25 protein-coding genes and 3 tRNA genes are annotated in these 25684 nt (G+C 65.3%); 13 read left to right on the top strand and 15 right to left on the bottom strand.

Going from position 1 to position 25684, the window contains the following annotated elements; all coding sequences use genetic code 11:
• Positions 1 to 72: 72 nt before the first annotated feature.
• Positions 73 to 480 (top strand): D-Ala-D-Ala carboxypeptidase family metallohydrolase, encoded by a 408-nt coding sequence (locus AC3WT0_RS01125; RefSeq protein WP_492750745.1) that lies wholly within the window; start codon positions 73 to 75, stop codon positions 478 to 480.
• A gap of 50 nt (positions 481 to 530) precedes the next feature.
• Here AC3WT0_RS01125 and AC3WT0_RS01120 read toward each other — a convergent pair whose 3' ends face one another.
• Positions 531 to 1775 (bottom strand): hypothetical protein, encoded by a 1245-nt coding sequence (locus AC3WT0_RS01120; protein ID WP_492750743.1) that lies wholly within the window; start codon positions 1773 to 1775, stop codon positions 531 to 533.
• 242 nt (positions 1776 to 2017) lie between these two features.
• On the bottom strand, positions 2018 to 2503 hold the full coding sequence (locus tag AC3WT0_RS01115) for a hypothetical protein (RefSeq protein ID WP_492750741.1): 486 nt from the start codon (positions 2501 to 2503) through the stop codon (positions 2018 to 2020).
• Between the two features lie 234 nt (positions 2504 to 2737).
• Here AC3WT0_RS01115 and mazG point away from each other — a divergent pair, with 234 nt between their 5' ends.
• Positions 2738 to 3511, top strand: a complete 774-nt coding sequence (gene mazG / locus AC3WT0_RS01110; protein ID WP_492750740.1) for a nucleoside triphosphate pyrophosphohydrolase — start codon at positions 2738 to 2740, stop codon at positions 3509 to 3511.
• 8 nt (positions 3512 to 3519) lie between these two features.
• Here mazG and hflX read toward each other — a convergent pair whose 3' ends face one another.
• From hflX to dusB, 7 genes are all read right to left on the bottom strand, one after another.
• The gene (gene hflX, locus AC3WT0_RS01105) at positions 3520 to 4821 is read right to left on the bottom strand and encodes a GTPase HflX (RefSeq protein WP_492750738.1); all 1302 of its coding nucleotides are present in this window, start codon (positions 4819 to 4821) and stop codon (positions 3520 to 3522) included.
• Complete coding sequence (gene hfq / locus AC3WT0_RS01100) at positions 4818 to 5300, bottom strand: RNA chaperone Hfq (RefSeq protein WP_492750736.1); 483 nt, start codon at positions 5298 to 5300, stop codon at positions 4818 to 4820. Before hfq ends, hflX begins: the two co-directional genes overlap by 4 nt.
• A gap of 140 nt (positions 5301 to 5440) precedes the next feature.
• On the bottom strand, positions 5441 to 6823 hold the full coding sequence (ntrX, locus tag AC3WT0_RS01095) for a nitrogen assimilation response regulator NtrX (protein ID WP_492750735.1): 1383 nt from the start codon (positions 6821 to 6823) through the stop codon (positions 5441 to 5443).
• A gap of 4 nt (positions 6824 to 6827) precedes the next feature.
• Positions 6828 to 9080, bottom strand: coding sequence for a sensor histidine kinase (locus AC3WT0_RS01090; RefSeq protein WP_492750734.1), 2253 nt, complete (start codon positions 9078 to 9080; stop codon positions 6828 to 6830).
• Positions 9081 to 9196: 116 nt separating this feature from the next.
• A complete protein-coding gene (gene ntrC, locus AC3WT0_RS01085; RefSeq protein WP_492750732.1) occupies positions 9197 to 10618 on the bottom strand; it encodes a nitrogen regulation protein NR(I) in 1422 nt (473 codons plus the stop codon).
• 2 nt (positions 10619 to 10620) lie between these two features.
• Positions 10621 to 11715, bottom strand: a complete 1095-nt coding sequence (locus tag AC3WT0_RS01080; protein WP_492750729.1) for a two-component system sensor histidine kinase NtrB — start codon at positions 11713 to 11715, stop codon at positions 10621 to 10623.
• Positions 11691 to 12689 (bottom strand): tRNA dihydrouridine synthase DusB, encoded by a 999-nt coding sequence (gene dusB, locus AC3WT0_RS01075; RefSeq protein ID WP_492750727.1) that lies wholly within the window; start codon positions 12687 to 12689, stop codon positions 11691 to 11693. Before dusB ends, AC3WT0_RS01080 begins: the two co-directional genes overlap by 25 nt.
• Before the next feature lie 83 nt (positions 12690 to 12772).
• Here dusB and AC3WT0_RS01070 point away from each other — a divergent pair, with 83 nt between their 5' ends.
• Both AC3WT0_RS01070 and AC3WT0_RS01065 read left to right on the top strand, forming a co-directional pair.
• Positions 12773 to 13921 (top strand): bifunctional 2-C-methyl-D-erythritol 4-phosphate cytidylyltransferase/2-C-methyl-D-erythritol 2,4-cyclodiphosphate synthase, encoded by a 1149-nt coding sequence (locus AC3WT0_RS01070; protein ID WP_492750726.1) that lies wholly within the window; start codon positions 12773 to 12775, stop codon positions 13919 to 13921.
• Positions 13918 to 14460, top strand: coding sequence for a CinA family protein (locus AC3WT0_RS01065; RefSeq protein ID WP_492750724.1), 543 nt, complete (start codon positions 13918 to 13920; stop codon positions 14458 to 14460). The genes AC3WT0_RS01070 and AC3WT0_RS01065 overlap by 4 nt, the downstream gene beginning before the upstream one ends.
• On the opposite strand, the gene AC3WT0_RS01060 is transcribed toward AC3WT0_RS01065, so the two are convergent.
• Together AC3WT0_RS01060 and lipA are read right to left on the bottom strand one after the other, a co-directional pair.
• Positions 14406 to 14882, bottom strand: coding sequence for a type II toxin-antitoxin system RatA family toxin (locus AC3WT0_RS01060; protein WP_492750722.1), 477 nt, complete (start codon positions 14880 to 14882; stop codon positions 14406 to 14408). The genes AC3WT0_RS01065 and AC3WT0_RS01060 overlap by 55 nt on opposite strands.
• Before the next feature lie 5 nt (positions 14883 to 14887).
• Positions 14888 to 15811, bottom strand: a complete 924-nt coding sequence (lipA, locus tag AC3WT0_RS01055; protein WP_492750720.1) for a lipoyl synthase — start codon at positions 15809 to 15811, stop codon at positions 14888 to 14890.
• A 65-nt stretch (positions 15812 to 15876) separates the two neighbouring features.
• Here lipA and AC3WT0_RS01050 point away from each other — a divergent pair, with 65 nt between their 5' ends.
• On the top strand, positions 15877 to 16515 hold the full coding sequence (locus tag AC3WT0_RS01050) for a carbonic anhydrase (RefSeq protein WP_492750718.1): 639 nt from the start codon (positions 15877 to 15879) through the stop codon (positions 16513 to 16515).
• Between the two features lie 75 nt (positions 16516 to 16590).
• On the top strand, positions 16591 to 16938 hold the full coding sequence (locus tag AC3WT0_RS01045) for a hypothetical protein (RefSeq protein WP_492750717.1): 348 nt from the start codon (positions 16591 to 16593) through the stop codon (positions 16936 to 16938).
• A 116-nt stretch (positions 16939 to 17054) separates the two neighbouring features.
• Here AC3WT0_RS01045 and AC3WT0_RS01040 read toward each other — a convergent pair whose 3' ends face one another.
• Complete coding sequence (locus tag AC3WT0_RS01040; protein ID WP_492750716.1) at positions 17055 to 17591, bottom strand: AAA family ATPase; 537 nt, start codon at positions 17589 to 17591, stop codon at positions 17055 to 17057.
• A gap of 163 nt (positions 17592 to 17754) precedes the next feature.
• Positions 17755 to 19434, bottom strand: a complete 1680-nt coding sequence (gene ettA, locus AC3WT0_RS01035; RefSeq protein WP_492750714.1) for an energy-dependent translational throttle protein EttA — start codon at positions 19432 to 19434, stop codon at positions 17755 to 17757.
• Positions 19435 to 19535: 101 nt separating this feature from the next.
• Here ettA and AC3WT0_RS01030 point away from each other — a divergent pair, with 101 nt between their 5' ends.
• The 6 genes from AC3WT0_RS01030 to AC3WT0_RS01005 all read left to right on the top strand — a co-directional run bounded on the left by AC3WT0_RS01030 (position 19536) and on the right by AC3WT0_RS01005 (position 23342).
• Positions 19536 to 20900 carry a M28 family peptidase gene (locus tag AC3WT0_RS01030; protein WP_492750713.1) on the top strand — a complete coding sequence of 455 codons (1365 nt, stop codon included), beginning with the start codon at positions 19536 to 19538 and terminating at the stop codon, positions 20898 to 20900.
• 115 nt (positions 20901 to 21015) lie between these two features.
• Positions 21016 to 21264 carry a hypothetical protein gene (locus AC3WT0_RS01025; protein WP_492750712.1) on the top strand — a complete coding sequence of 83 codons (249 nt, stop codon included), beginning with the start codon at positions 21016 to 21018 and terminating at the stop codon, positions 21262 to 21264.
• 146 nt (positions 21265 to 21410) lie between these two features.
• Positions 21411 to 22019, top strand: coding sequence for a murein L,D-transpeptidase catalytic domain family protein (locus tag AC3WT0_RS01020; RefSeq protein ID WP_492750711.1), 609 nt, complete (start codon positions 21411 to 21413; stop codon positions 22017 to 22019).
• A gap of 60 nt (positions 22020 to 22079) precedes the next feature.
• The gene (locus AC3WT0_RS01015; RefSeq protein ID WP_492750710.1) at positions 22080 to 23072 is read left to right on the top strand and encodes a L,D-transpeptidase; all 993 of its coding nucleotides are present in this window, start codon (positions 22080 to 22082) and stop codon (positions 23070 to 23072) included.
• A 68-nt stretch (positions 23073 to 23140) separates the two neighbouring features.
• Positions 23141 to 23215: transfer RNA gene (locus tag AC3WT0_RS01010), tRNA-Ile, on the top strand.
• Positions 23216 to 23265: 50 nt separating this feature from the next.
• Positions 23266 to 23342, top strand: a tRNA-Pro gene (locus AC3WT0_RS01005).
• Positions 23343 to 23730: 388 nt separating this feature from the next.
• Here AC3WT0_RS01005 and AC3WT0_RS01000 read toward each other — a convergent pair.
• Both AC3WT0_RS01000 and AC3WT0_RS00995 read right to left on the bottom strand, forming a co-directional pair.
• A tRNA-Ala gene (locus AC3WT0_RS01000) sits at positions 23731 to 23806 on the bottom strand.
• Between the two features lie 91 nt (positions 23807 to 23897).
• A complete protein-coding gene (locus AC3WT0_RS00995; RefSeq protein ID WP_492750708.1) occupies positions 23898 to 24221 on the bottom strand; it encodes a TIGR02300 family protein in 324 nt (107 codons plus the stop codon).
• 130 nt (positions 24222 to 24351) lie between these two features.
• Here AC3WT0_RS00995 and aroA point away from each other — a divergent pair, with 130 nt between their 5' ends.
• The gene (gene aroA, locus AC3WT0_RS00990; protein WP_492750706.1) at positions 24352 to 25683 is read left to right on the top strand and encodes a 3-phosphoshikimate 1-carboxyvinyltransferase; all 1332 of its coding nucleotides are present in this window, start codon (positions 24352 to 24354) and stop codon (positions 25681 to 25683) included.
• Position 25684 lies beyond the last annotated feature (1 nt).

Here is a 25684-nt window from a genome sequence, read left to right as displayed (position 1 = left end):
CTTGACCCGGCCTCCCCCGCTCTCGCCGAGCGGCAACCTCCGGTTGCTGGCGCAACCAGAGGAGTAAAAAGGATGAACGACAATCGAGTGGACCGTCTGACCGATCATTTCACGCTCGCGGAGTTTTGCGTGACCGGATCGAAGCTGAAGAACGTGCCGCCAGCGGCCTACCACGGCCGTCTCCGCGCACTGGCGCGGACGCTGGAAATCATCCGAGAAGAACTCGGCGGCTACCCGATGCGGATCACGAGCGGTTATCGCTCGCCAGCGGTCAACGAAGCGGTGGGCGGGTCAAAAACGTCCGATCACATGACCGGTTACGCCGCAGACTTCACACACAGCCGCTACGGGACAGAGCAGGTCTTCAACGCCTGCCTGTGGCTGAAAGAGCGAGACATGCTCGCCTTTGACCAACTCATCCGATACCCGAGACACGTTCACATCAGCGTCGCGCCCGCCATGCGCGGTATGGCTTGGTGAACGTCGAGGGGGCAGCGTGACCCCCCGGTCCGCTGCCCCCTCCCCTCGCTCTAGAGCGAGGTGTCCTCGATCCGCGACAAAATGGTGAGATCGCATCGACCATCCATCTTGATCTTGTTCGACGCGGCGACCTTGAACAGCGCGTCCGCATCGGTCGAGGACGCATATTTGCGCTTAAGCGCCGTGGTGGGCAGCGCCACCAAGCCCGCATCGGTCGCGTCCAGGGCGAAATTCATGAACTGATCGCCGTGCATGAACAGATCGCGAAGATCGACCCAGTAGTCATTCGTGCCCGTGTTGCCGCCGAGCGGCCCCGCCGCAGCGGCGAACTTCTTGAGCGACGTATACGGCTCCGACTGGAGAACCGCAGGGAGCCACGAATAGGCGTCGTTCATCATCGAGACGCCAGCGCCCTTTTGCTTGCCGAAATACACCTTCGGGCGGGTCACAGACACGCCGAAGACGAAGCCGGGTTCCGCAAAGAACCGATCCTTGTCGGCGCGCTCCGCGACGGACCACGAACAGGCCGAACTAGGCGAGCCATCGGACGGATTGACCGTGTTGCTCGGATAGGTCCACTCGCGGATATAGCGGATAAGCTCGGGCCGGTGGGCCTCCTCCTGCGACTTCGGAACCTTGACGCCAAACGTCTTAAGCCAGTCCTCGAAATCGACCGCGGTAAGCTGCATCGAGCGCATAGCCTCCCAATGCGCATAATGCGCCGCGAACGCCGACATGTTCGCGGGGAGCGCGGGATTTTCGCCGGGGAACTCTTCGTTCGTATCGGCGACCTGACTATCGGGGATGGCGCTATCAAGCCAGTTATTCACGCCGATCTGCGCGAGCGGCAAGCCGTCTATCGCGGCATCCAGAACGGCCTCATCCTCGTCGCGGAAATATTCCTCGACGACGCGGTTAAGGCACATGGTTGCGAAGTCGGGGGCGCCGCCGACATGATAGGTCGAAACCTTCGCCGCCGAATTGAGAGCAGCCGTGCTGGCGTTCGTCACCAGAGCATCGGTCAGCGTGTCGCGCTCGTTCAGATCGCGCAGCTTGACGTAGAACAGGTAGAACTCGGTCCACCAGCCGATGAGCGGATTTTTGATCGGATCGGTGACGACACGCGCCTGCAAAAGCAGGTTTTTCATCGTCTCGCCCGGCAGCACCGGAGCAATGAGAAACGGCTGCACTTGCCACGGGCGCGTGCGAAGCTGAAAAGCGTGCGTCGGCCGACGCGACGTGCGGCCGACCTTAGGCAACTCATGAACTGCGACAAGCTGTGGGTTAATAGCCATAGTGAATACCCCCAGAATAAATCGTGTATAAACAGGGGGTTAGCAGTTTGTATATTATCGGACTTGCGTATTGCAAGCGCCAGATAGAAATGTCCCCCCTCCGTTAGATCGGAATGACATCAATGCGCGGCATGCCTCGGAGCTTGCCAGGCAACAGCGGCTCGATCACGTAGCACTCGAAGTGCAGTCAGATCGTATCTGCTCATACAAAGCCTGAATCAGAGTCCGCCATGAGTCTGAATTTAGGCGCCGCATTTGGCCTGCCATTCCTTCAACCTTGCGGGAGGAACGGCAGGTGCGGAACTCCCACCCCAACGATCCATTGCCCTGATCCGCCCGCGACTATTTAACCCCGCTATCAATGCCGGCGATACACTATCTTGCGTTTCGATTCTGGGCCTGCCACCCTCGTCAAACGTAGCAGTTGCAGGCGCCACGATCTGCTTTCGGCCGATCTTGATAACAATAGTCACCGGCTCGATAGTACCGTAGGGTTTTTCTTCTCGTTCAAAGGAATAATATAATTTCGTCAGTTTATCGATGCATGTGAAATCGAAAATGATGTCGTCTGATTCTGGTTTGCCATACATTAGGCTCACCTGCCTTGGCCCGTGCTCCAATACTATCCAGATACGTTCCCTATGAGCATCTGCCGATATTGGAATGGCAACGTAAAGAATGGCTGAAAAAGCGGTTATAGCCTGACAGGAAAGTGCACGGATCCTCATGCCCCGTGTATGCCTATCTGACTTGATGTCTGCAATTAGATCTACTCCTTTAGTTAGTGCTATGCACCGGCCCACTGCTGACGCGGCGGGTCCACAGCCGTCACTTCTACGTCAACGCGTCGGCAGGGTCTGCGCGGTGCCATAGAAAGCGTTCCACGCAGCCCCTTCTGTCCACGAGCATGTGACATTTCTATACGGCCGCGACTATGACTTCTCTAAATGGCAGGAACATATATGCAGGCTGATGCCAATCCCCCGCTTGGAAAACTGGTCGCGATCATGGCGCGCCTGCGCGATCCCGAAAATGGCTGCCCCTGGGATGTCGAGCAGGATTTCCGCACCATCGCGCCTTATACGATCGAGGAAGCCTATGAAGTTGCTGACGCGATCGAGCGCGACGATATGGCCGCGCTCAAGGACGAACTCGGCGATCTTCTGCTCCAGGTCGTTTTCCACGCGCGCATGGCCGAGGAAGCCGGCCATTTCGACGTCGGCGACGTGATTGGTGCGATCTGCGACAAGATGATCCGCCGCCATCCCCATGTCTTCGGCGACGCCGAAGCGCGTGACGGCAATGCCGTCCTTGCCAATTGGGAAACGATCAAGGCCGCCGAGCGCGCCGGCAAGGATGAGGACAAGAGCGCGCTCGCCGGCGTCGCCGCTGCGCTTCCTGCCTTGCTTCGCGCCGAGAAGCTCCAGAAGCGCGCCGCACGCGTCGGTTTCGACTGGCCCGATCCCGATGGCCCTCGCGCCAAGATCAGCGAGGAACTGGCAGAGATCGCCGGCGCTACGTCGCGCGACGAGATCGAAGGCGAAGTCGGAGACCTCATCTTTGCGACCGTAAATTTCGCGCGCCATCTTAAAATCGATCCAGAAACCGCTTTAAGAAAAGCAAATCTCAAGTTCGAAAAGCGTTTCCGCGCGATGGAGGCATCCGCCGGCGCGGCCTTCCCGGCACTCTCGCTCGACGCCAAGGAAGCCCTGTGGGAAGCCGCCAAGCGCGGCTGAAACAGCGCTCAGAATACGTGACGCGACTGGAAGCGATCCCAGTCCACGTCTGACAGGCGCACGTCGATCGCCACCTTGTTGTCGTCCGCGCGCCGATCGACGACTTCGCCATGCTGGTGCAGCCAGGCTACCGCCGCCCCGTCAGCCACGTCGAGCTCGACGTGGCGGATCCGGCTCGTGCTGGTGAGCCGCGTGCTGATCAGCCGACTGAGCGCGTCGACGCCCTCGCCCGACAAGGCCGAGATCACGACCACATCCTCACGCCGCGCCGCTTCGTTGCGCACGGCTTCGGCTGCGTCAGGATCGAGCAGGTCGACCTTGTTCCATGCCTCTACGCGAAGCGGCCCCCCTTCCCCGCCGGCCCCGATCTCGTCGAGCACCTGTTCGACATCAGCGGCCTGCGCATCGCTGTCGGGATGCGCGATATCGCGGACATGGACGATCAGGTCGGCGGCCGTCACTTCCTCAAGCGTCGCGCGGAAGGCCGCGACGAGCTGCGTCGGCAGATCGGAGACGAACCCTACCGTGTCGGACAGTATGGCCTTGTCGATGCCGGGCAACGAGATTTGCCGCATCGTCGGATCAAGCGTGGCGAAGAGCAGATCTTCCGCCATGACGTCAGCGCCAGTCATCCGATTGAAAAGAGTAGATTTTCCGGTATTTGTATAACCAACGAGCGCGACAACCGGCCAGGGCGCACGCCGCCGCCGCTCGCGGTGCAGCCCGCGCGTGCGCGATACAGTCTCCAGTTCGCGCTTCAGCTTGGCCATGCGGTCGCGGATCATCCGGCGGTCAGCCTCGATCTGCGTTTCGCCGGGGCCGCCAAGGAAGCCGAAGCCACCGCGCTGCCGCTCGAGGTGCGTCCAGCTGCGAACCAGCCGGCCCGCCTGATAGTCGAGATGGGCGAGTTCCACCTGCAATCGCCCTTCGGCGGTCGCGGCACGCTCGCCGAAGATTTCGAGGATCAGCCCGGTGCGGTCGATCACCTTGGTCTTCAGCGCGGTTTCCAGATTGCGCTGCTGCACCGGCGTGATCGCGCCGTCGACGATCACCAGTTCGGCATCGGCCATGCGCGCATGCGTCGCGATCTGCTCCACCTGGCCGCTTCCGAACAGCGTAGCCGGCTTGGGCGAGCGGATCTTGAGCGCAAGGCGATCGCGCACGTCGATGCCGATCGCCTCCGCAAGGCCCGCCGCCTCCTCAAGCCGCGCATCGGCATCGCGATCACCGCCGCCCCCGAGATCGGGGTAGGCGATGACCGCTGGCGCGCCGCGCGCGAAATCGTCATCCTGCTTGTTGAAGACGCTCAATCGTCCTCGCCTTCGGCCGCCAGATTCAGCGGATGAGCAGGCTGCACGGTCGAAATGGCGTGCTTGTAGACAAGCTGCACCATGCCCTCGCGCTGCAGCAGCATGCAGAACAGGTCGAAGGCCGCGATCTGCCCCTGCAGCATGACACCGTTCACGAGGAACATCGTCACCGGGTCGCCCGACTTGCGCACCGCGTTGAGGAAAATCTCCTGCAGCAGCGGGTTTTTGCGCGCGCCTTCCTCGAAGCCGTTCTGGAGCGCGGTGAGGTCGACGGGCGCCGCCGGCATCACCGTCGAGATGGCATGCTTGTAAACGAGCTGTGCATTGCCGTCGCGCCGCAGCAGGACGGAAAAGTTGTCGAACCAGGTAATGATGCCCTGGAGCTTGACGCCCTTGACCAGGAACATGGTCACGGGAGTCTTCGATTTTCTGAGGGAGTTCAGGAAGATATCCTGAAGATTATTGGTCTTTTCGGCCATTGCCGTTTCTCCGGTTGTTGGCGGGCTCTTGCCCGCTGGGTCGCGTCGTTGATCAACGTCTACGGCCGAGAGAAGGCCTCGCCGCGCGCCCTAGATAGGACGCCCGCACCCTTTCGTCACCCGGAGAATGGCAAAATCGGCTATTCGTCGTCGCGCGGATCGGACAGGCCGAGCAGCTTGAGCTTTCGGTGCAGCGCGGAGCGTTCCATGCCGATGAAGGTCGCGGTGCGCGATATATTGCCCGAGAAGCGCCTGATCTGGATGCGCAGATATTCGCGCTCGAACGTCTCGCGCGCCTCGCGCAGCGGTGCGCCCATGATCGCGCTCGCCGTCGTCCCGCCGGTCAGCGAAGGCTGGTCGCCCATTACTTCGGGCGGCAGCATGTCGATCTCGATCCGCCCGATCCGGTCGCCCGGCGCCATGATGATCGTGCGCTCGACGATGTTGCGCAGCTGGCGGACATTGCCCGGCCAGTCATAGGCCTGGAGCGCCGCGACCGCATTGTCGGCAATCTCGGGCGTCGGCACGCGCCGCTCGGTCGCGTAGCGCGCGACGAAATGCTCGACGAGCGACGGGATGTCCTCGCGCCGCTCGGTCAGCGGCGGCAGGTGAACGGGTACGACGTTGAGCCGATAGTAGAGATCCTCGCGGAACCGCCCCTCGGCGATCTCGCCGGCCAGATTCTTGGCGGTCGCGGAGACGACGCGCACGTCGACCTTGACCATGCGCTGCCCGCCGACGCGGTTGAAGCTCTGGTCGGTCAGCACGCGCAATATCTTGGCCTGCGTGGTCATCGGCATGTCGGCGATCTCGTCGAGGAACAGCGTGCCGCCGTGCGCCTGTTCGAGCAGCCCCGGGCGCACCATCTCGCCCGTCTGCTCGACGCCGAACAATTCCTCCTCGACGCGCTCGGGCGTCATCCGCGCCGCGCTGACCACCACGAAGGGCGATTCGCCGCGCAGGCTCCAGGCATGGAGCAGCCGCGCCGCTACTTCCTTGCCGACGCCCGCCGGGCCGGTGATCAGCACCCGGCTTCCCGTCTGCGCCACGCGTTTCAGCGTCGCGCGTACGCCGTTGATCGCCGCCGACGATCCCGTGAGCTCGTCGTCCAGCCCGATCTGCGCCTTCAGCGTGGCATTCTCGCGTTGTAGCCGTTCGGTTTCGGTCGCGCGGCGGACGAGGTGGAGCAGCCGCTCGGCCTCGAAGGGCTTTTCGATGAAATCGGCCGCCCCGCGCCGGATTGCCGTTACTGCCGTGTCGAGATTGCCGTGCCCCGAGATGACGAGCACGGGAAGCGAGGGATCGCGCCGCTTGATTTCATCGAGCAGATCGAGCCCGTCGAGCCGGGATCCCTGCAGCCACACGTCGAGCAGTACCAGCGACGGCCGCCGCTCGTCGATCGCGGCCAGCGCGGCGTCGCTGTCGGCGGCCAGCCGTGTGCTGTAGCCTTCATCCTCGAGCACGCCGGACACGAGCTCGCGAATGTCGCGCTCGTCGTCGACGATCAAAACGTCCAGGGCCATGATCTCAATCCGCCTTCATGCTTGTCAGTCGCTCCGGGCCTTTGGATGCGGCGCCCCCGCCCGTCTCCGATCCCGCCAACGTCGCCAGCGTCGCGACATCGAGCGACACCGTGACAATGGTTCCTCCCCCCGGCCGGTCGGCAAAGCCGATCGTGCCCATATGTTCCTCGACGATCTTCTTCACGATCGCGAGCCCCAGTCCGGTGCCGCGCGCGCGCGTCGTCACATAGGGCTCGACCAGCCGTTCGCGGTCGCCGGGCAAGCCGATACCGTCGTCGGCGACCTCGATTTCCAGCCGCGCTGCGCTCGGCATCGCGATCGTCATCGCGACCGCGCCCTGCGGCGGATCGCCCGTCTGTTCGATCGCCTCCACCGCATTCTTGACGATATTGGTCAGCGCCTGGCCAAGCTGGCGGCGGTCGCAGACGATGACTGGCGACGGCGACGGGGCGTCGAGCGAGAAGCGCACGCCCGGATGCGCGACTTCGTGGAGGAAGAGCGATTGGCGCGCGATATCCACGATCGATTCGGGCCTGAATACCGGCTTGGGCATCCGCGCGAAGGACGAGAATTCGTCGACCATCCGCCTGAGGTCGCCGACCTGCCGCACGATCGTGTCGGTCAGCCGCGAGAAAGTCGCCGGATCGCTTTCGATCTCCTTGCCGAACCGGCGCTGGAGCCGTTCGGCGGCAAGCTGGATCGGGGTCAGCGGGTTCTTGATCTCGTGCGCGATGCGGCGCGCCACGTCGGACCAGGCCGCGCGGCGCTGGTCGAGCAGCTGCTGCGTGATATCGTCGAAAGTCAGCACATGCCCGCCGGCATTGACGACGCGCCGCACCGCCAGCGTGCGCTGCTCTTCGCCATGCGCCATCTGCACGATCGCATCGCGCTCGTGCCCGTCGAGCATGTCGGCCAGTTCGGGTGCGAAGCGGCGCAGCGGTTCGCCCGTCACCGTCGCCGGATCGGCGCCCAGCAGATCCTGCGCCGACATGTTCATCATCCGGATGCGCTGCTGGCCGTCGACCGCCACCACGCCCGCCGACACGCCCGATAGCACCGCCTCGGTCAGCGCACGCCGGCTGTCGAGCAGGTCGTTGGCCGAAACCAGCGCGCTCGTCTGCTCCTCGAGCCGTCGCGTCATCCGGTTGAACGCATTGGCGAGCGTCGCGACCTCGTCGCGCCGGCGCGGTGTCGGCACGCGCGCGGAAAGATCGCCCGCCGCGACCTTGCGCGCCGCGTCGACCAGTTCGCCCACCGGCCGCACCAGCCGGTCCGCCACGGTCAGCGCGATCCACACCGCAACGCCCACGATCAGCAGCGAAATGAGCAGCAAGGCCGCATTGAAGCGCAGCTGCAGCGACCGCGACCGCTTGAGCAGCGCGTTATAGTCGGCCAGCACCGCATTGGCGCGCGTCAGCCCCTGCGGGTCGTAGAGCCGCGATGCATAGAGATAGATGTCGGAATCCGGCGCAAGTCGCGTCACCGCTTCCACGCGGTCCTTGGTCTCGCTGATCACGACCGGCTCTTTCTTCAGCCGATCGACGATCTCCGGCGTCACGCGCTGCTCGATGTCGCGTTCTTCAGGATTGATGATCGCCAGTGTCTGCGGCTGCCGACCCTTCGGCGCCTCGACGATCGCGGATTCGTTGAGCTTGCGGCCTACGACCTGAAAGGCATAGCCCTCGCGAAATTGCAGGCTGTCCGACCTGACCTGCGCCAGATAGGTGCGCAGGTCCGACGCCATGGTGACGGTCTCCTCCGCCACCTCGCGCCTTTGCTCGTTGTAGAATGAGCGAGCCAGCGCGCCAGCATTCTCCAGCATTCCGCGCGCGCGATCGGAAAACCAGAACTCGACGCCATATTGGAAGAGCAGCGACGCGAAGATCACGACGAGCAGCATCGGCACCGCAGCGATCAGCGAAAAGAGCGCGACAAGCCGCACATGCAGCCGCCCGCGCCCGCCGACCGGGGATCGCGCCGCCCTGTCCTGCGCCACGCGCCGCCCGATCAGCACGAGCAGGGCGATGCCCGGCACGAGGTTGGCGACGAGCAGCAATGCGACGAGCGGCGGCGTCAACAGCCGCTGGGCGTCATTGGTGCTGCTGATCAGATGATAGCTGAAGGCCCCGATAGCGACCGCGACAAGGAAGGTCGCGATCTCGGCCGCCGCCATCAGCCGGCCCGAACGATAGGCCGCCGTCAGTCGCCGCCGCCATGGTGGGGGCGCAGTCGTCGGCACTTCCGGGGGGGCACTCATCGTTGCATCGATACAACAAACTCGTTGCAGGCCAAACACACTATTTACCCTGCCCCGCAGATGCGCATGTGCCTGCCGGGGACGATTGCTGCGCCGTCCACGCTCGCGATCGCGCCTCAGCCCTTGCGCTGCCGCCCCGGCTGGATTCCGTGGTCGGAGAGCTTTTTGCGCAGCGTGTTGCGGTTGAGCCCCAGCAATTGTGCAGCACGCAGCTGGTTGCCGCGCGTCGCCGCCAGCGCGATGCGGAACAGCGGCCCCTCGACCTGCGCCAGCACACGGTCATACAGCCCGTCGTCGGGCAGGCCGCCGCCATGCGCCGAGAAATAGCGCGCCAGATAGTGATCGACCGCATCGCTCAGCTCGCCGCCGACGAAAGGCGATGTCTCGCTCTGCGCCGCACCCGCCAATTGCTGCGTCACCTGCGCGCCGCCGATCACTTCGTCGCGCCCCAGCGCCGCCAGCCGACGCATCAGATTCTCGAGCTCGCGGACGTTGCCCGGCCAGTCATGGGCCATCAGCCGGGCGACCGCCTCGCCGTCGAGCCTCCGGCGCGGCAGGCCTTCCTGTGCTGCGCGGTCGAGGAAGTGGCGCGCCAGCAGCCCGACATCCTCCATCCGCTGCCTCAGTGGCGGCAGTGTCATCGGCACGACGTTGAGCCGGTAATAGAGATCCTCGCGGAACTGCCCGGCCGCGACCATCTCTGGCAGCTTCTTGTGCGTGGCGGCGATGATGCGCACGTCGGTGCGGATCGCGCGCGCGCCGCCCACGGTCGTGAACTCCCCCGTCTGCAGCACGCGTAGCAGACGCGTCTGCGCCTCCATCGGCATGTCGCCGATCTCGTCGAGGAACAAGGTACCGCGCTGTGCCTGTTCGAAGCGCCCGGCGGTTCGCGCCTGCGCGCCGGTGAAGGCCCCGCGCTCGTGCCCGAACAATTCGGATTCGATCAGCTCGCGCGGTATCGCCGCCATGTTGACCGCTACGAAGGGGTCGTCGCGCCGCCGGCCGAGATCGTGGATCGCGCGCGCGACCAGTTCCTTGCCGGTGCCGGATTCGCCGAGGATCAGGACGGTCAGGTCGTTGCCCACCACGCGCGCGATGATGCGGTAGATATCCTGCATCGCCGGTGATCGGCCGATGAGCGGAAGCGCCTCCCCGCCATCCTCGCCCTCGATATCGGGAAGCCCCGGCGCGCGACGCAGCGCGGAGGCGACCGCCCCCGTCAACTCGTCGAGATCGAAGGGCTTGGGCAGATATTCGAATGCCCCGCGTTCGTTGGCGCGCACCGCCGTGGTCAGCGTATTCTGCGCCGAAAGCACGATCATCGGCACCTCGATGGGCTGGTCGCCGAGATGATCGAGCATATTGCCGTCGGGCAGCATCACGTCGGTGACGACGACCTGCGGCTTGAACTCGTCGAGCGTGCGCCGCGCCTCGGCGATGGTGCCGGCGAAACGCACATCGTGCCGCTCGCGGCGCAGCGCGGTGCCGATCACCATGCAGATCGCGCCGTCATCATCGATCACCAGGATACGCGCCATTCTCAACTTCCCCGTGCGCGCGGCAGCAGCAGCCTGAACACCGTCTGTTCAGGTTCGCCCTCGCGCGAATATTGAATGATCCCGCCCATATCGCGGACCAGCTTGTCGACCAGCGCCAGCCCCAGCCCACGCCCGTCGCGCTTGCTCGATACGAAGGGTTCGAAGAGATGCTCGATCATCTCGGCCGGCGCACCGGGGCCGTCGTCGATCACGCACAGCTCGATCGGCAACGACTGCCGCCCGACCTTGGGGCCGAGATTGACCGAAACGCCGTGACGATAAGCCGTGGTCAGCACGATCGTCCCGCCCGGCCCCGTCGCCTCGGCGGCATTCTTCATCAGATTGACGAGCACCTGGATCATCGTGTCGCGGTGGACCAGCACCGGCGGCAGCGAGGGGTCGTAGCGCTCGCGAAAGGTCACGGCAGCGCCAAAGCCCTGCGCCGCGACCTGCCGCGCATGATCGAGGATCGGATAGATATTCTCGGGTCGCGGCGGCAGCGAGCGCGTGTCGGTAAAGCCTTCCATCTGGTCTATCAGCGCGGTGATGCGATCCACCTCGGTGCGGATCAGCGCGGTCAGCGCCTTCGCCTCGCCGTCGACGCCCGCCTCGATCAGCTGCGCCGCGCCGCGAATGCCCGAAAGCGGGTTCTTGATCTCGTGCGCCAACATGCCCGCCGCGCCCATGGCCGCGCGCACGCCGCCGCTGCGCTCCAGCCGGTGCCCCATCTGGTGCGCCGCCGCGCCATGATGCAGCGTCAGCACGGTCCAGCCCGGCCGATCGGCCAGCGAGGTGACGATGAAGTCCGCGCGAAACCGGTGGCCGCGCGTCGTCATCAGCGGCAGGTCGTAGAGCGACAGGGCAAAGCCGTGCTCGGCGCGGTTCACATAGTCGAGCGGCAGGATCAGCACGTCCGACAGCGGGCGCGCGAGGATCAGCGATGCGCTCATGTTGAGCATCGCCTCGGTCGCGCTGTTCAGCTCGCGCACCACGCCTTCCGGATCGACGACGATCAGCGCCGCAGGCAGCGCGTTCAGCAGCTCGGCGGCAGGCGGAAGACTGCCCGTTCCGGTCAGGCCGCGGCCCGAGACAGCCATGGCGCGTAAAATTCCCGGAGCATGGCGAGGACGGTCCTGGGGTCGGCTTCCTGGTTCACGCGATTACGGAACTCGGCCGATCCCGCCAGCCCCTTGGTGTACCAGCCGATATGCTTGCGCGCCATGTTGACGCCGGTGAAGACGTCATAATGCTCGAGCATCGCCTGATAATGATCGACGATCAGGTGGTACTGCTCCTCGATCGTCGGATCGGGCAGATGATTGCCCGTCGCGAACCAGTGCATCACCTGCGACAGCAGCCACGGCCTGCCATAGGCGCCGCGCCCGATCATCACGCCGTCGGCACCCGACTGGTCGAGCGCGGTCGCCGCATCCTCGACCGAGCAGATGTCGCCATTGACGATCACCGGCAGCCCAACCGCATCTTTCACCTTGCGAACGAAGGCCCAGTCGGCTTCGCCCTTGTACATCTGGTTGCGCGTGCGACCGTGGACGGTGATCATCTTCACGCCCAGATCCTCGGCGATCCGCGCAAGCTCGGGCGCATTGAGGCTCGAATGATCCCAGCCCATGCGCATCTTGAGCGTCACGGGCACCTTCACGGCCTTGACCGTGGCGTCGATGATCTGGCCGGCCAGCTTCAGGTCGCGCATCAGCGCCGATCCGGCATCGCCATTGACCACCTTCTTCACCGGGCAGCCCATGTTGATGTCGATGATCGCCGCGCCGCGATCCTCGTTGAGCTTCGCCGCCTCGCCCATCTCCCGGGGCGCACAGCCGGCGAGCTGCATCGACACCGGTTCCTCGATCGGGTCCCACGCCGCCTTCTGCAACGACTGGCGCGTCTCGCGGATCATCGCCTGGCTCGCGATCATCTCGGTGACGTTGAGGCCCGATCCATAGCGCCGCACGATCCGCCGGAAAGGCAGATCGGTCACGCCGGTCATCGGCGCCAACAGCACCGGGCTGTCGATCCTTACCGGACCGACCTGGATGGGTTTGATCGTCGCCATGTCGAGAATTGCCTAAAAATCAGGCAGCCCCATAAACTGAAAGCTGCTGGCGGGCAAGCGCGCGCTGGGCTAGGGGCGCGCGCATGACAGAGCAGAGCCGGGTCGCAGCACTGGTCGTCGCCGCGGGCAAGGGGGAGCGCGCGGGCGGCGATATTCCCAAGCAATATAGGCGCATCGCCGGGCGAGCCGTGGTCGCGCGCGCCTGCGACGCGCTTGCCGCGCATCCCGCGATCGATTCGGTGCATGTCGTCATCGGCGCCGGGCAGGCAGAGCTGCTCGCCGACGCCTTCGGCGGCAATCCGCCCGCCTTCGTCACCGGCGGCGCGACGCGGCGCGATTCGGTGCGCGCCGGGCTCGCCGCGATCGACGCCGACATCGTCCTGATCCACGACGCCGCCCGCCCCTTCCTGCCCCCTGCCGTGATCGACCGGCTGGTCGCGGCGTTGGACGACACGGGCGGCGCGGTGCCAGCCCTGCCCGTCCCCGATACGCTCGCGCGCGGCGGCGACATGCTCGGCGACATCGTCGCACGCGCCGGGCTCAATCGCATCCAGACCCCGCAGGCCTTCCGCCTCGACCTCATCCGCGCCGCGCACGATGCCTGGCCCGAGGACAGCGAAGCCACCGACGATGCCCAGGTCGCGCGCGCGGCCGGCTACCGGGTCGCCCTCGTCGACGGAGACGAAGATTTGCACAAGCTCACCACTCCTGCCGATTTTGCCGCCGCCGAAGCCCGGCTCGGCACCGTCATGACGTCACGCACCGGCATGGGCTACGACGTCCACCGGCTCGAGGCGGGCGAGGAGCTGTGGCTCGGCGGCCTGCTGATCCCGCACGACAAGGGGCTTTCGGGCCATTCGGACGCCGACGTCGCGCTGCACGCGCTGACCGACGCGATCCTCGGCGCGATCGGCGACGGCGATATCGGCAGCCATTTCCCGCCCAGCGATCCGCAGTGGCGAGGCGCTCCGTCGGGCCGCTTCCTTGAGCATGCCGCCGATCTCGTCGCGGCGCGCGGCGGCATCATCGATCATGTCGACCTCACAATCATCTGCGAGGCGCCCAGGATCGGCCCGCATCGGGACAGCATGCGCGCCAATATCGCCCGGCTGTTGCGGCTCCCCGAACAGAGGGTTAGCGTCAAGGCGACAACGACGGAGCGGCTTGGCTTCACCGGCCGTGGCGAGGGGATCGCCGCGCAGGCGATTGCAACGGTCAGGCTGGGGGATTGAAATTGCACGATTCGACGCCCGAGAAGATCGACACGATCCTGCCGGCCGAACTGGTCGATGCCGCGCGCCGCGTGGTCGAGGCCAATCGCGCCGCCGGCCGCCGCGTGGCGCTGGCCGAAAGCTGCACCGGCGGCCTCGTCTGCGCCGCGCTGACCGAGATCCCCGGCTCGTCCGAAGTGCTCGAAAGCGGATGGGTCGTCTATGCTAACGAAGCCAAGCTGGCGCTCGGTCTCAGCCTCGACGTGCTCGAGACCTTCGGCGCGGTTTCGATCGCGGCGGCCTGGGGCATGGCGCAGCGCGCGCTCGCCAAGAGCAATGCCGACGTCGCTGTGGCAATCACCGGCATCGCCGGCCCGGGCGGCGGCAGCGAGAAGAAACCCGTCGGCACCGTCGTCTTCGCGCGCGCCGAAAAGGATGCGAATCCCGACAAGATCGTCGCCGATCGCAAGGAATTCGGCGATCTCGGTCGCGGCGGTATCCGCCTTCAGGCGGCGCTGTGCGCGCTCGAGCTGCTGATGCCGGACGCACCGGCGCCGTAAAGCGTCGCCGCGCGCGCCTCGAACGCGCCGATCATCTTGCGCAGCGCCGAATCGAACATCTGCCCGGCGATCGCCTCGAATATCCGGTTGCGGAACGCGAACTCGACCGAGAAGTCGACAAGGCATCCCCCTGCCCCGTCGCTGCGGAACGCCCAGTCATTGGCAAGATGCTTCAGCGGCCCGTCGAGATAGTCGACATGGATGGTCCCCGGCCGCTGCTTCACCACGCGCGAGGTGAAGCGCTCGCGCAGCGATTTGAAGCCGACGATCAGGTCCGCCACCATCTCGCTCGCGCTGTCCGATTTGACGCGCACCGCGACGACCCACGGCAGGAACTCGGCATAACGCCCCACGTCGGCGACGAGATCGAACATCTGCTCGGGCGTCCAGGGCAGCTGCCTCGTCTCGGCGTGGCGCGGCACTCCTTCTAGGCCTTCGCCGCCAGCTTCGCCTCGCGCGCGGCGCGCAGGCGCTCGAAATCGTCGCCGGCATGATAGCTGGACCGGGTCAGCGGCGAGGATGCGACGAGCAGGAAGCCCTTGGCGCGCGCGATCGCGGCATAGGCGTCGAAGGATTGCGGCGTGACGAACTCGGCGACCTTCGCATGCTTCGGCGTCGGCTGCAGATATTGGCCCATCGTCAGGAAATCGATGTCGGCCGATCGCATGTCGTCCATCACCTGATGGACTTCCAACCGCTCCTCGCCCAGCCCGAGCATCACGCCCGACTTGGTGAAGATCGAGGGATCGTGCCGCTTCACGCTCTCCAGCAGGCGCAGCGACGCATAATAGCGCGCGCCCGGCCGGATCGTCGGGTAGAGCCGCGGGACAGTCTCCAGATTGTGGTTATAGACGTCGGGCCGCGCCGCCACGATCGACTCGATCGCGGCTTCCGCCTTGTTGCGGAAATCGGGGGTCAGGATCTCGATCGTCGTCCTGGGCGTGTTGCGGCGAAGCGCCTCGATCACCTTCACGAACTGCGAGGCGCCGCCATCGGGCAGGTCGTCGCGATCGACCGAGGTGATCACGATATGCTCCAGCCCCATCTCGGCCGCCGCGGTCGCGACATGCTCGGGCTCAAGCGGATCGACCTTGCGCGGCATGCCGGTCTTGACGTTGCAGAAGGCGCAGGCGCGCGTGCACACGTCGCCCAGGATCATCACCGTCGCGTGCTTCTTGGTCCAGCACTCGCCGATATTGGGGCAGGCGGCTTCCTCGCAGACGGTGGCGAGGTTCAGGCGGCGCATCAGCGACTTGGTTTCGGCAAACCCGGCGGAGGTCGGGGCCTTCACGCGGATCCAGTCGGGCTTGCGCACGCGCGCGGGTCTGATTGCGGGGTCGGCTTCGCTCATGACTGCGCAAATAGCGATGCAATCGCCCCGTTGCCACCCCTCGCGCACATGCTAGGAACGCCGGCATGGCTGACTATAAAGAACTCATCGCCGGCTATCGCCGATTCCGCGAGAATGGCTGGTCGCAGCAGCGCGAACGCTGGACGGAGCTGAGCAAGGGCCAGAGCCCGAAGGTGATGATCATCGCCTGCTCGGACAGCCGGGTCGATCCCACGCAGATCTTCGATACCTCGCCCGGCGAGATCTTCGTCGTTCGCAACGTTGCCAATCTGGTGCCACCCTTTGAAGATGACGGCGGCCGCCACGGCGTCTCGGCCGCGCTTGAGTTTGCGGTCACCCAGCTTGAGGTCACCGATATCATCGTCATGGGCCACGGCGCGTGCGGCGGCGTCCATGCCGCGATGACGCAGCGCTTCGCCGGCGCGGCTCCGGGCGACGGCGGCTTCATCGCACACTGGGTCGATCTGCTCGACGATGCGCGCGAACGCATCCTCGAAACGCATGGCGACGGTCACGACGCGCTGCACGCGCTCGAGCTTGAAACCGTCCGCGTCTCGATCGCCAATCTGCGTACCTTCCCGTGCATCCCGGTGCGCGAGGCGAAGGGTAGCCTCAGGCTCCATGGCGCCTATTTCGCGATCGCGGACGGCGAACTGCATCTGCTCGATCCGGAGACGGACACCTTCGCCCCTGCCGGAACCTGATGCCGCACTGATCGTTCGGGGAGCGTGACAATCAGCTTTCGGAGATTGATGATGTCCTCGCGCAAGGCGCTCCTGATGATCGTGGCGACCCTCGCTGCGGTTCCTGCTTTGGCTCAATCGACGCCCGGTTCCGAAGCGCAGGAAGCGCTCGCCAAGGCCAATGATCCGTCGAAGCAGCCGCCGACCGTGACCTATTCGACCGATCCGGCGTCCGAAGCCAATTATCAGCGCGACATGGCCGCCTATCGCGCGCTGGTCACTGCCCGCAAGGTCGCGGTCGCAAGCGATGCCGTGCGCTATGCCCGTCAGCAGCGCGCCTATGCGGATGCGATGCAGGCGTGGCGCGTGCAGGCCGATCAATGCCAGCGCGGCAACAGCAAGGCCTGCAAGGCGCCGACGCCCGACCCCGCCGATTTCTACTGATCAATCGACGGATATCGCCTTTACCCGTCATTGCGAGCGCAGCGAAGCAATCCAGTGGAGCGTAGGGCATCGTCTGGAGTGCTTCGCTGCGCTCGCAATGACTGCGCCAGACCGACCTACCCCGCCATCCGCTCGATCAGGAAATCCGCCCGCGCCGCCACGCTGACGCGGGGCAGCTCGATCAGGTCGTAGCCATAGCGCTGCCAGGCATCGATCATCGCGTCGTGGGTCCGCTCGGCCTCGGCGAAATCCTGCCGGCGCTCGGCGTCCTGCACGAAGATCTCGGCCCAGGGCGGCGCGATGAACACGGGGCTGCGATAGCGCAGGTCGCGACACGCCTCCTCAAGCCGCGCTGGCACCCGCAGCCCCGACAGCGCCAGGAAACCGACGATGTCGGGAAAGCCGCGGTCAAACCAGGTCGGTTGGCCATCGGCCGTATGATAGGCCTCAAGCTCGCGATCGAGCATCAGCACGGCGAACGCCTCATGATCGGCCCAGGGCAGCGCCGTTCCGCCCGCCGCCATCTGCTCGCGGATGATGATCCGCGCCACTTCGTCGGAAGCCGCCAGCCCACGCCGCGCCAGTTCGTCGATCAGCGTCGACTTGCCCGTGCCCGGCCCGCCGGTGATGACGAAAAAGGGCGGCGCGCTCATGCTCACCGCAGTATCTCGTTATGGAAATGTACCGAAGACAAATTTCGCGGCGCCGGCCCCCTCCCCCACCCGGCCGACCATCTGGGATAGGCCGAGTGGGAGGCCGGGTGGAGGAGCGGGCCGGCGCCGCCCTGAATGCGTTGGAAACGCATTCAGCAATCCATCAGCGCGTCAGCTTCTTGTAGCTGAGGCTGGTCGGACGATCGGCCGCATCGCCGAGGCGGCGGCGCTTGTCCTCTTCGTAGGATTCGAAATTGCCTTCAAACCACTCGACATGGCTGTCGCCCTCGAACGCAAGGATGTGCGTCGCCAGCCGGTCGAGGAAGAAGCGATCGTGGCTGATGACCACGGCGCAGCCCGCGAAATTCTCGAGCGCTTCCTCAAGCGCGCGCAGCGTCTCGACGTCGAGGTCGTTGGTCGGTTCGTCGAGCAGCAGCACGTTGCCGCCCTTGCGAAGCATCTTCGCCATGTGGACGCGATTGCGCTCGCCGCCCGAAAGCTGGCCGACCTTCTTCTGCTGGTCAGTGCCCTTGAAGTTGAAGGCGCCGACATAGGCGCGCGAGGCGACCTCATGCTTGCCGAAGCGGAAGATGTCGATCTCGTCGGACACTTCCTGCCAGACATTCTTGTTGGGATCGAGGTGATCGCGGCTCTGGTCGACATAGCCGAGGCGCACGGTCTCGCCGATCTTGATCTCGCCCTCGTCGGGCTGTTCCTGGCCGGTGATCAGCTTGAACAGCGTGGTCTTGCCCGCGCCGTTGGGGCCGATGACGCCAACGATGCCGCCCGGCGGCAGGTTGAAGTCGAGATTCTCGAACAGCAGCTTGTCGCCATAGCTCTTGGTCAGGCCCTTGGCCTCGATCACGTTGCCACCGAGGCGCTCGGGAATCTGGATCAGGATCTGCGCCGCGCCCGGGCGGCGATCGGCCTGCTTCTCGACCAGCTCGTCAAATGCGCGGATACGCGCTTTCGACTTGGTCTGGCGCGCCTTGGGCGATTTGCGGATCCACTCCAGCTCTTCCTTGATCGCCTTCTGGCGGCCTTCTTCCTCGCGGTCTTCCTGCTCCATCCGCTTGGCCTTCTGCTCAAGCCAGTTGGAGTAGTTGCCCTCGAAGGGAATGCCGCGGCCGCGATCGAGCTCGAGCACCCAGTTGACGACATTGTCGAGGAAGTAGCGATCGTGGGTGACGAGGATGACGTTGCCCGGATAGTCGATCAGATGCTTTTCCAGCCAGGCGACGCTTTCGGCGTCGAGGTGGTTGGTCGGTTCGTCGAGCAGCAGGATTTCCGGCTTTTCGAGCAGCAGGCGGCACAGCGCGATTCGGCGGCGCTCACCACCCGACAGATTCTCGACCGAAGCCTCGCCCGGCGGGCAGCGCAGCGCTTCCATCGCGATTTCGAGCTGGTTGTCGAGCGTCCAGCCGTCGACCGCGTCGATCTTCTCCTGAAGCTCGCCCATCTCGCCGAGCAGCGCGTCGAAATCGGCGTCCTCGGGCGGATCGGCCATCAGCATGCTGATCTCGTTGAAGCGGTCGAGCATGTCGGCGACGGGGCGCACCCCGTCCATGACATTTTCCTTCACCGTCTTCTTGGGGTCGAGCTGCGGCTCCTGCGCCAGATAGCCGACGCGGATGCCTTCCGCCGCCCAGGCCTCGCCCGAATATTCGGTGTCCATCCCCGCCATGATCTTCATCAGCGTGGATTTACCCGCGCCGTTGACGCCGATGATGGCGATCTTGGTGCCCGGCAGGAACTGGAGATGGATGTTGTTGAGCACCGGCTTCTGGGCGCCGGGGAAGGTCTTGGTCAGGCCCTTCATGACGAAGCTGTACTGCACGGCCACGGGTCGAGCTCCACTCTATGGATGTGTTCGGGGATTTGCGCCGCCCGTAGCGGGTCACGCGCGCCTTGGCAAACATGGGAAGCCACGGCTATCCGGACAAGATGACAGAAAAGCTGCTCCCCCTGCTCGCCGGCGCGCTTGCGCTCTCCTCCCCTGCTCAGGCGGCGGGCGATCCCGTCGCCGCGCTGCGCGACGCGGCGCTGAAGGACAGCCTCGCCTATGAGATTACCGAAGGGCTGACGACCGAAGTCGGCCAGCGTCTTGCCGGCACCGAGGCCGAGGCGCGGGCGCGCGACTGGGGCGTCGCGAAGCTGAAGGCGCTTGGCTTCAGCAACGTGCGGATCGAAACGTTCGACATGCCCGTATGGGTGCGCGGCGAGGAACGGGCCGAGATCGTCAGTCCCTTTCCTCAGAAGATCGTCCTTGCCGCACTCGGCAACAGCGGCGCGACTCCGCCCGAGGGAATCGAGGCGCAGATTGCTTATTTCCCGACCCTCGCCGATCTGCAGGCCGCGCCTGACGGCAGCCTGAAAGGCAAGATCGCCTTCGTCAGCCACACGATGAAAGCGACGCAGGACGGCTCCAGCTACGGCTATTTCGGCGTCGCGCGGCGTCAGGGGCCCAATATCGCCGCGAAGAAAGGCGCCGCCGCGATCATCATCCGCTCGATCGGCACCGACAGCCATCGGGTTCCGCACACCGGCTCGACTAATTTCGATCCCGGAACGACCCCGATCCCCGCCGCCGCGCTCTCGATTCCCGATGCCGAAAATCTCGAACGCATGCTGAAACGTGATAAACCCCTGACAATGAAGCTGGTACTCACCCCCCGCTTCGCTGGCATCGCCAGATCGGGCAACGTCATCGCCGAAGTTCCCGGCACCGATCCGTCGGCCGGCATTGTCCTGATCGGCGGCCATCTCGACAGCTGGGATCTCGGCACCGGCGCGATCGACGACGCCTCGGGCGTCGCGATCACCACTGCCGCCGCCAAGCGGATCATGGCGGCCGGCAAGCCCCGCCGCACGATCCGCGTCATCTGGTTCGGGGCGGAGGAATATGGCGGCTTCGGCGGCATAGCCTATCAGAAGGCCCACGCAGCCGAAAATCATGCTGTCGCCGGCGAATCCGATTTCGGTGCGGATCGCATCTGGCGCTTCGGCGTAAAACTCGCCGCCGCAGCGAAGCCTGTCGAGGATCGCCTCGCCACTGCTCTCGCCCCCCTCGACATAGGTCGCGAGTCGGGCGCCGTCCATGGTGGGACTGACGTCACGCCGGTGATCGAGGCAGGCGCGGGCACGCTGTCGCTGGCGCAGGACGGGACACGTTATTTTGACATTCACCACACGGCGGACGACACGTTCGACAAGGTTGATCCCGATCAGGTCGCGCAGAATGTCGCGGCGTGGACGGCCGCTCTCGCGGTCCTCGCAAATGCTACGGAGGCGCTGCGGCCGGGCTCGTGACGGATACTTAGATGCAGCTTTTGCGTTGACGCTGTGTGAAATCCCTTTAATGGGGCCGCTCGCGACGGCGTTTTTCGGGTCGGCGCGTCTATAATGTTCTTTGGGAGCAACTCGAATGAAGAAGATCGCCTTTGTTCTGGCTGCCGCCGGCCTGATGACCCTGGCGGCGTGCAACAAGTCGGAAACGACCAACGTCGAAGCCGAGAATACCGCTGCGACGCTCGAGAATGCGGCCGACAACCTTGAGGCGATGGCCGACAACGCCACGACCGAGGGCGGCGAGGCGACCCTCGAGAACGCGGCTGACAACCTGCACGCGGCTGCCGACAACGCTGCCGACGCTGCGGCGAACGTCGCCAAGTAAGCCTTTCCGGTCGCTTCGGCGATCGATGGCAGGATTAGGGGCGGCCCCGACGGGCTGCCCCTTTTTCGTGCTCAACCGAATATCGCGCCGCTGCCGCCGCGTCGCCGCCGGTTGTCGTTCACGCCCCGCGGTCCTAGGTTATCGCCATGGGTTCGCACATTTCGCGCAGACAGCTTGTATTCTCGGCCGCTGGCATAGGCGTTTCTTCGCTTCTCCCCGCGACGGCGCGCGCCGCGACGCAGGACAAGCGGGACAATTTGCTGCGCGGCATCGCCTCGCGCGAATTGTCGCGTCTCGGCGGCGCGATCAAAAATCATGATCTGGTCGGCGTCGCCGACTTCTCGACCGCGTCTTCCACGCCGCGCTTCCACCTTGTCGATCTCGCCAGCGGCCGCACGACAAGCCTGCTCGTCGCCCACGGTCGCGGTTCCGATCCCTCTCACAGCGGCTGGCTCCAGCGCTTCTCCAACGATCCCGGCTCGGCCGCGACCTCGGAAGGCGCATTCGTCACCGCTGGCCTCTATACCGGCAAGCACGGCGCCTCGATGCGTCTCGTCGGCCTCGATCCGACCAACAACAACGCCGAGGATCGTGCCATCGTCGTTCATGGCGCCTGGTATGTCGGCGACGACATGCTTCGCCAGCATGGCCAGCTCGGCCGCAGCGAAGGCTGCTTCGCCTTTTCGGAGTCGGAGATCGCGATGGTCCTCGACCGGCTTGGCCCCGGACGTCTGATCGTTTCGACACGCATCTGATCCCCCTTGCCCGCTTTCGCCGTCTGTCTAAGAGAGGCGTGGGACTGGAGGGTTCGATCGATGAAAATGGTGAAATGCGCCGCCGCGCTCGCGCTGCTGACTGCGGCCGCACCTGCTCTCGCCCAAGGGGCGACGGCGAGTTCCCCGGCTGAGCTTGCGCGCACCGCCGGCACCCTCAAGCCCGGACAATGGGTCTGGGCGCCGCAGATAGCGCCCAGCGGCCCGGTGCTCGTCTATGTCGATCTGTCGCGCCAGATCGCAACTGTCTATCGCAATGGCGTGCGGATCGGCGTCAGCACCATCTCTTCGGGCAAGCCGGGCTATGAAACGCCGACGGGCGTCTTCACCATCCTTCAGAAGGATGCTGATCACCGCTCCAACAAATATAACAGCGCCCCCATGCCCTATCAGCAACGGCTGACATGGGACGGCGTCGCGCTCCATGCCGGCGGCCTGCCGGGCTACCCCGAAAGCCATGGTTGCATCCACCTGCCCTATGATTTCTCCCGCGCGCTTTTCGGCATCACCAGCCTGGGTGCGACGGTCGTCGTCGACGGCAACGCCGCCGACCATGTCCGCACCACGGATAATAGCCTGCTCCAGCCGCTCAACGCCGCCGGCGGCGCCACGCCGCCCGATCCGCTGACCAATCAGCAATATCGCTGGACGCCCCAGCTTTCCCCGACCGGGCCGATGACGATCATTGTCTCCAAGGCCGACCAGACGATCGTCGTCCTGCGCAACGGTATCGAGATCGGGCGCAGCGTAGCCAGCATCGACAATACCGATCCAACCTCGCACGTGATCAGCCTGACGGCGGGGCCCGACGGCAAACCGCGCTGGGTCTATGTCGGGCTGCCCGGCCATAGCGAGGATGCAGGCAAGCCGCTCGACGAAGCCACGCTCAATCGCGTGCGCATGCCTCAGCCTTTCTACGATGCGGTGAGGGCCGAGCTTCGCCCCGGCACCACCATCCTCGTTACGGGTTCCAGCGTGGGCGCCGACACCGGCAAGCGCATCACCGTGATGGACGCGGTAAAGCCCCAACTCTGAACCTCAAAGGCGCCCATGCCGCTGGACAGCGGCCAAGCGCCTCCGCTATCGGCGTGCCTTCGCATGGCGGGCCTGTAGCTCAAGGGTAGAGCTGGCCGCTCATAACGGCTTGGTTGCGGGTTCGAATCCTGCCGGGCCCACCATGCGTTTGCCGGTTGGCGCGGCGGTGGCCGCACTATATGGCCGTGGGCGTCGGGGAGTAGCGCAGTCTGGTAGCGCATCTGCTTTGGGAGCAGAGGGTCGCAGGTTCGAATCCTGTCTCCCCGACCACTTTATCGCTTTTTGCGAAGCAAATCCGCTCCAGTGCGCTGCGTAACTCGCCCAGTCGGGACGCCGCGCCGACATGGCCGGCGGCCATGAAGAAGCGCAAGCGGAGCCGTTGGCATCGGTGAAGGCATGGAGCTTGGCATTCAGCTCCACTTTGATGTGGCCGATCAGGCCCCTGAATGGTCTTGCGCTCGGCACGGGCCTCACAGCTGCGAGCGAACCCGCAAGATATGGACGTCAAGGGCCAGGTCGCTTCATCCTCGGCCCGATCCGCCAGATATCAGGACTGAACAGCCCCCAAATCCGGAGTCGCCCTCTGCTGTTTCCCGCCATTCATGGAGAATCGCATCAGGGCGACGCGCTGAAAAATTTACTTGAGATAAAGGGGTGATGGTGGAGCCGAGGGGGATCGAACCCCTGACCTCTACACTGCCAGTGTAGCGCTCTCCCAGCTGAGCTACGGCCCCATTTTACGACCCCGGCTGGTGCATCCGGCGGTCGGGAGGCGCCGCCTTTAGACAGGCGGCGCCGGGAAATCAATCTGCTTTATTCAGACGATCAATTTTCGTCTTCGGACTCGCCGGTATCGACGCCCAGATCGTCGTCGCCGCCGAGATCGACCTCGTCGTCAGGCGATTCCTCGCCATCTTCGTCGATGTCCAGATCCTCATCGGCACCCAGATCCGCATCGACATCCTTGTCGGTGTTCTCGGTCTTCTTGGGCGCGTCGAACGGCAGCGGCTGCTTCGACTTCAGGACGGGCTCGGGTTCCCAGACATTGCCGCATTCGATGCAGGTGACGGGATCGTCCTTGCCAAGATCGTAAAAGCGCGTCGCGCATTTCGGGCAGGTTCGCTTGCTGCCCCATTCAGGCTTCACCATGTGCCGCCTCGTGCCTCCGAAAATGAAAGGAGCGGCGCGTCGGGGGTGTCCGGCGGGCCGCAATCGCGGCGCGCCTTGCCATAGCGGAAGCCCGCTGTCAAAGACCCCCGCTGCTCAACAGGGATTCCGAATGTCCAGCGCCAGCCCCTTGCCCCATATTTCGCGCGCGTCCGCCCTGCTTGCCGGCACGGCGCGTGTGCCCGGCGACAAGTCGATCAGCCACCGTTCGCTGATGCTGTCGGCGCTGGCCGTCGGGCAAAGCCGGGTCACCGGGCTGCTGGAAGGCGAGGACGTGCTGGCCACCGCCGCCGCGATGCGCGCGATGGGGGCGACGATCGAGCGCGGCGCCGATGGGGCGTGGACGATCGAGGGCGTCGGCGTCGGTGGGCTGATGCAGCCGGGCCAGGCGCTCGACATGGGCAATTCGGGCACTTCGACGCGCCTCCTGATGGGGCTGGTCGCCAGCCATCCGATCAGCGCGACCTTCATCGGCGACGCGTCGCTTTCCAAGCGGCCGATGGGGCGCGTGATCGATCCGCTTTCGACGATGGGCGCAAGCTTCGAATCCAGCCCCGGCGGCCGGCTGCCGCTGATGGTACGCGGCCTCTGCCCCGCAGTGCCGATCAGCTATCGCCTGCCCGTCGCGTCGGCACAGGTGAAATCGGCGATCCTGCTGGCCGGGCTCAACACGCCCGGCACCACGCGCGTGATCGAGCCGGTGCCGACGCGCGACCATAGCGAGCGGATGCTGAAAGGCTTCGGCGCGTCGATCGAGGTCGAGACGATCGAGGGGGCGCGGCATATCGCGATTCGCGGCGAGGCCGAGCTGAAGCCGCAGCAGATCGTGGTTCCCGGCGACCCTTCGTCGGCCGCCTTCCCCGTGGTTGCGGCGCTGCTCGTGCCGGGATCGGCGGTGACGATCGAGAATGTCGGAATCAACGCGACCCGCGCCGGGCTGTTCGAGGCGCTGCGCATGATGGGTGCCGAGATCGCGTTCACCAATGTGCGCGAGGTCGGCGGCGAGCCGGTGGCGGATATCGTTGCCTGCCATTCGGCGCTGTCGGGGATCGAGGTGCCGCCCGAGCTCGCCCCGAGCATGATCGACGAATATCCCGTGCTGTTCGTCGCGGCCGCGCTGGCGCAGGGGCGTACGGTGATGCGCGGGATCGAGGAATTGCGCGTGAAGGAATCGGACCGGATCGCGACGATGGCCGAGGGGCTGCGCGCGATCGGCGCGCGTGTCGAGGAAGTCGAGGACGGGTTGATCGTGGACGGCACCGGCGGCGACCCGCTGGCGGGCGGCGCGACCATTGCGTCGAAGCTCGACCATCGCATCGCGATGAGCTTCGCCGTCGCGGGGATGGTGTCGCGCGCGCCGGTGACGATCGACGATTTCGCACCGGTGGCGACGAGCTTCCCCGGGTTCCTGCGGCTGATGGCGTCGCTGGGCGCGGGCGTTTAGG

The sequence above is a fragment of the Sphingomonas sp. EU05-FHT14C10 genome (assembly GCF_058790595.1).
Note: the sequence above shows the minus strand (reverse complement) of the source record. Positions and strands in the feature narration are given on the sequence as shown.

What these genes read in the sequence shown, in the direction of transcription:
- AC3WT0_RS01125 (WP_492750745.1), top strand. Translation starts at nt 73, where the DNA reads ATGAACGACAATCGAGTGGACCGTCTGACCGATCATTTCACGCTCGCG.
- AC3WT0_RS01120 (WP_492750743.1), bottom strand. Translation starts at nt 1,775, where the DNA reads ATGGCTATTAACCCACAGCTTGTCGCAGTTCATGAGTTGCCTAAGGTC.
- AC3WT0_RS01115 (WP_492750741.1), bottom strand. Translation starts at nt 2,503, where the DNA reads ATGAGGATCCGTGCACTTTCCTGTCAGGCTATAACCGCTTTTTCAGCC.
- mazG (WP_492750740.1), top strand. Translation starts at nt 2,738, where the DNA reads ATGCAGGCTGATGCCAATCCCCCGCTTGGAAAACTGGTCGCGATCATG.
- hfq (WP_492750736.1), bottom strand. Translation starts at nt 5,300, where the DNA reads ATGGCCGAAAAGACCAATAATCTTCAGGATATCTTCCTGAACTCCCTC.
- ntrX (WP_492750735.1), bottom strand. Translation starts at nt 6,823, where the DNA reads ATGGCCCTGGACGTTTTGATCGTCGACGACGAGCGCGACATTCGCGAG.
- AC3WT0_RS01090 (WP_492750734.1), bottom strand. Translation starts at nt 9,080, where the DNA reads ATGAGTGCCCCCCCGGAAGTGCCGACGACTGCGCCCCCACCATGGCGG.
- ntrC (WP_492750732.1), bottom strand. Translation starts at nt 10,618, where the DNA reads ATGGCGCGTATCCTGGTGATCGATGATGACGGCGCGATCTGCATGGTG.
- AC3WT0_RS01080 (WP_492750729.1), bottom strand. Translation starts at nt 11,715, where the DNA reads ATGGCTGTCTCGGGCCGCGGCCTGACCGGAACGGGCAGTCTTCCGCCT.
- dusB (WP_492750727.1), bottom strand. Translation starts at nt 12,689, where the DNA reads ATGGCGACGATCAAACCCATCCAGGTCGGTCCGGTAAGGATCGACAGC.
- AC3WT0_RS01070 (WP_492750726.1), top strand. Translation starts at nt 12,773, where the DNA reads ATGACAGAGCAGAGCCGGGTCGCAGCACTGGTCGTCGCCGCGGGCAAG.
- lipA (WP_492750720.1), bottom strand. Translation starts at nt 15,811, where the DNA reads ATGAGCGAAGCCGACCCCGCAATCAGACCCGCGCGCGTGCGCAAGCCC.
- AC3WT0_RS01050 (WP_492750718.1), top strand. Translation starts at nt 15,877, where the DNA reads ATGGCTGACTATAAAGAACTCATCGCCGGCTATCGCCGATTCCGCGAG.
- AC3WT0_RS01045 (WP_492750717.1), top strand. Translation starts at nt 16,591, where the DNA reads ATGATCGTGGCGACCCTCGCTGCGGTTCCTGCTTTGGCTCAATCGACG.
- AC3WT0_RS01040 (WP_492750716.1), bottom strand. Translation starts at nt 17,591, where the DNA reads ATGAGCGCGCCGCCCTTTTTCGTCATCACCGGCGGGCCGGGCACGGGC.
- AC3WT0_RS01030 (WP_492750713.1), top strand. Translation starts at nt 19,536, where the DNA reads ATGACAGAAAAGCTGCTCCCCCTGCTCGCCGGCGCGCTTGCGCTCTCC.
- AC3WT0_RS01025 (WP_492750712.1), top strand. Translation starts at nt 21,016, where the DNA reads ATGAAGAAGATCGCCTTTGTTCTGGCTGCCGCCGGCCTGATGACCCTG.
- AC3WT0_RS01020 (WP_492750711.1), top strand. Translation starts at nt 21,411, where the DNA reads ATGGGTTCGCACATTTCGCGCAGACAGCTTGTATTCTCGGCCGCTGGC.
- AC3WT0_RS01015 (WP_492750710.1), top strand. Translation starts at nt 22,080, where the DNA reads ATGAAAATGGTGAAATGCGCCGCCGCGCTCGCGCTGCTGACTGCGGCC.
- AC3WT0_RS00995 (WP_492750708.1), bottom strand. Translation starts at nt 24,221, where the DNA reads ATGGTGAAGCCTGAATGGGGCAGCAAGCGAACCTGCCCGAAATGCGCG.
- aroA (WP_492750706.1), top strand. Translation starts at nt 24,352, where the DNA reads ATGTCCAGCGCCAGCCCCTTGCCCCATATTTCGCGCGCGTCCGCCCTG.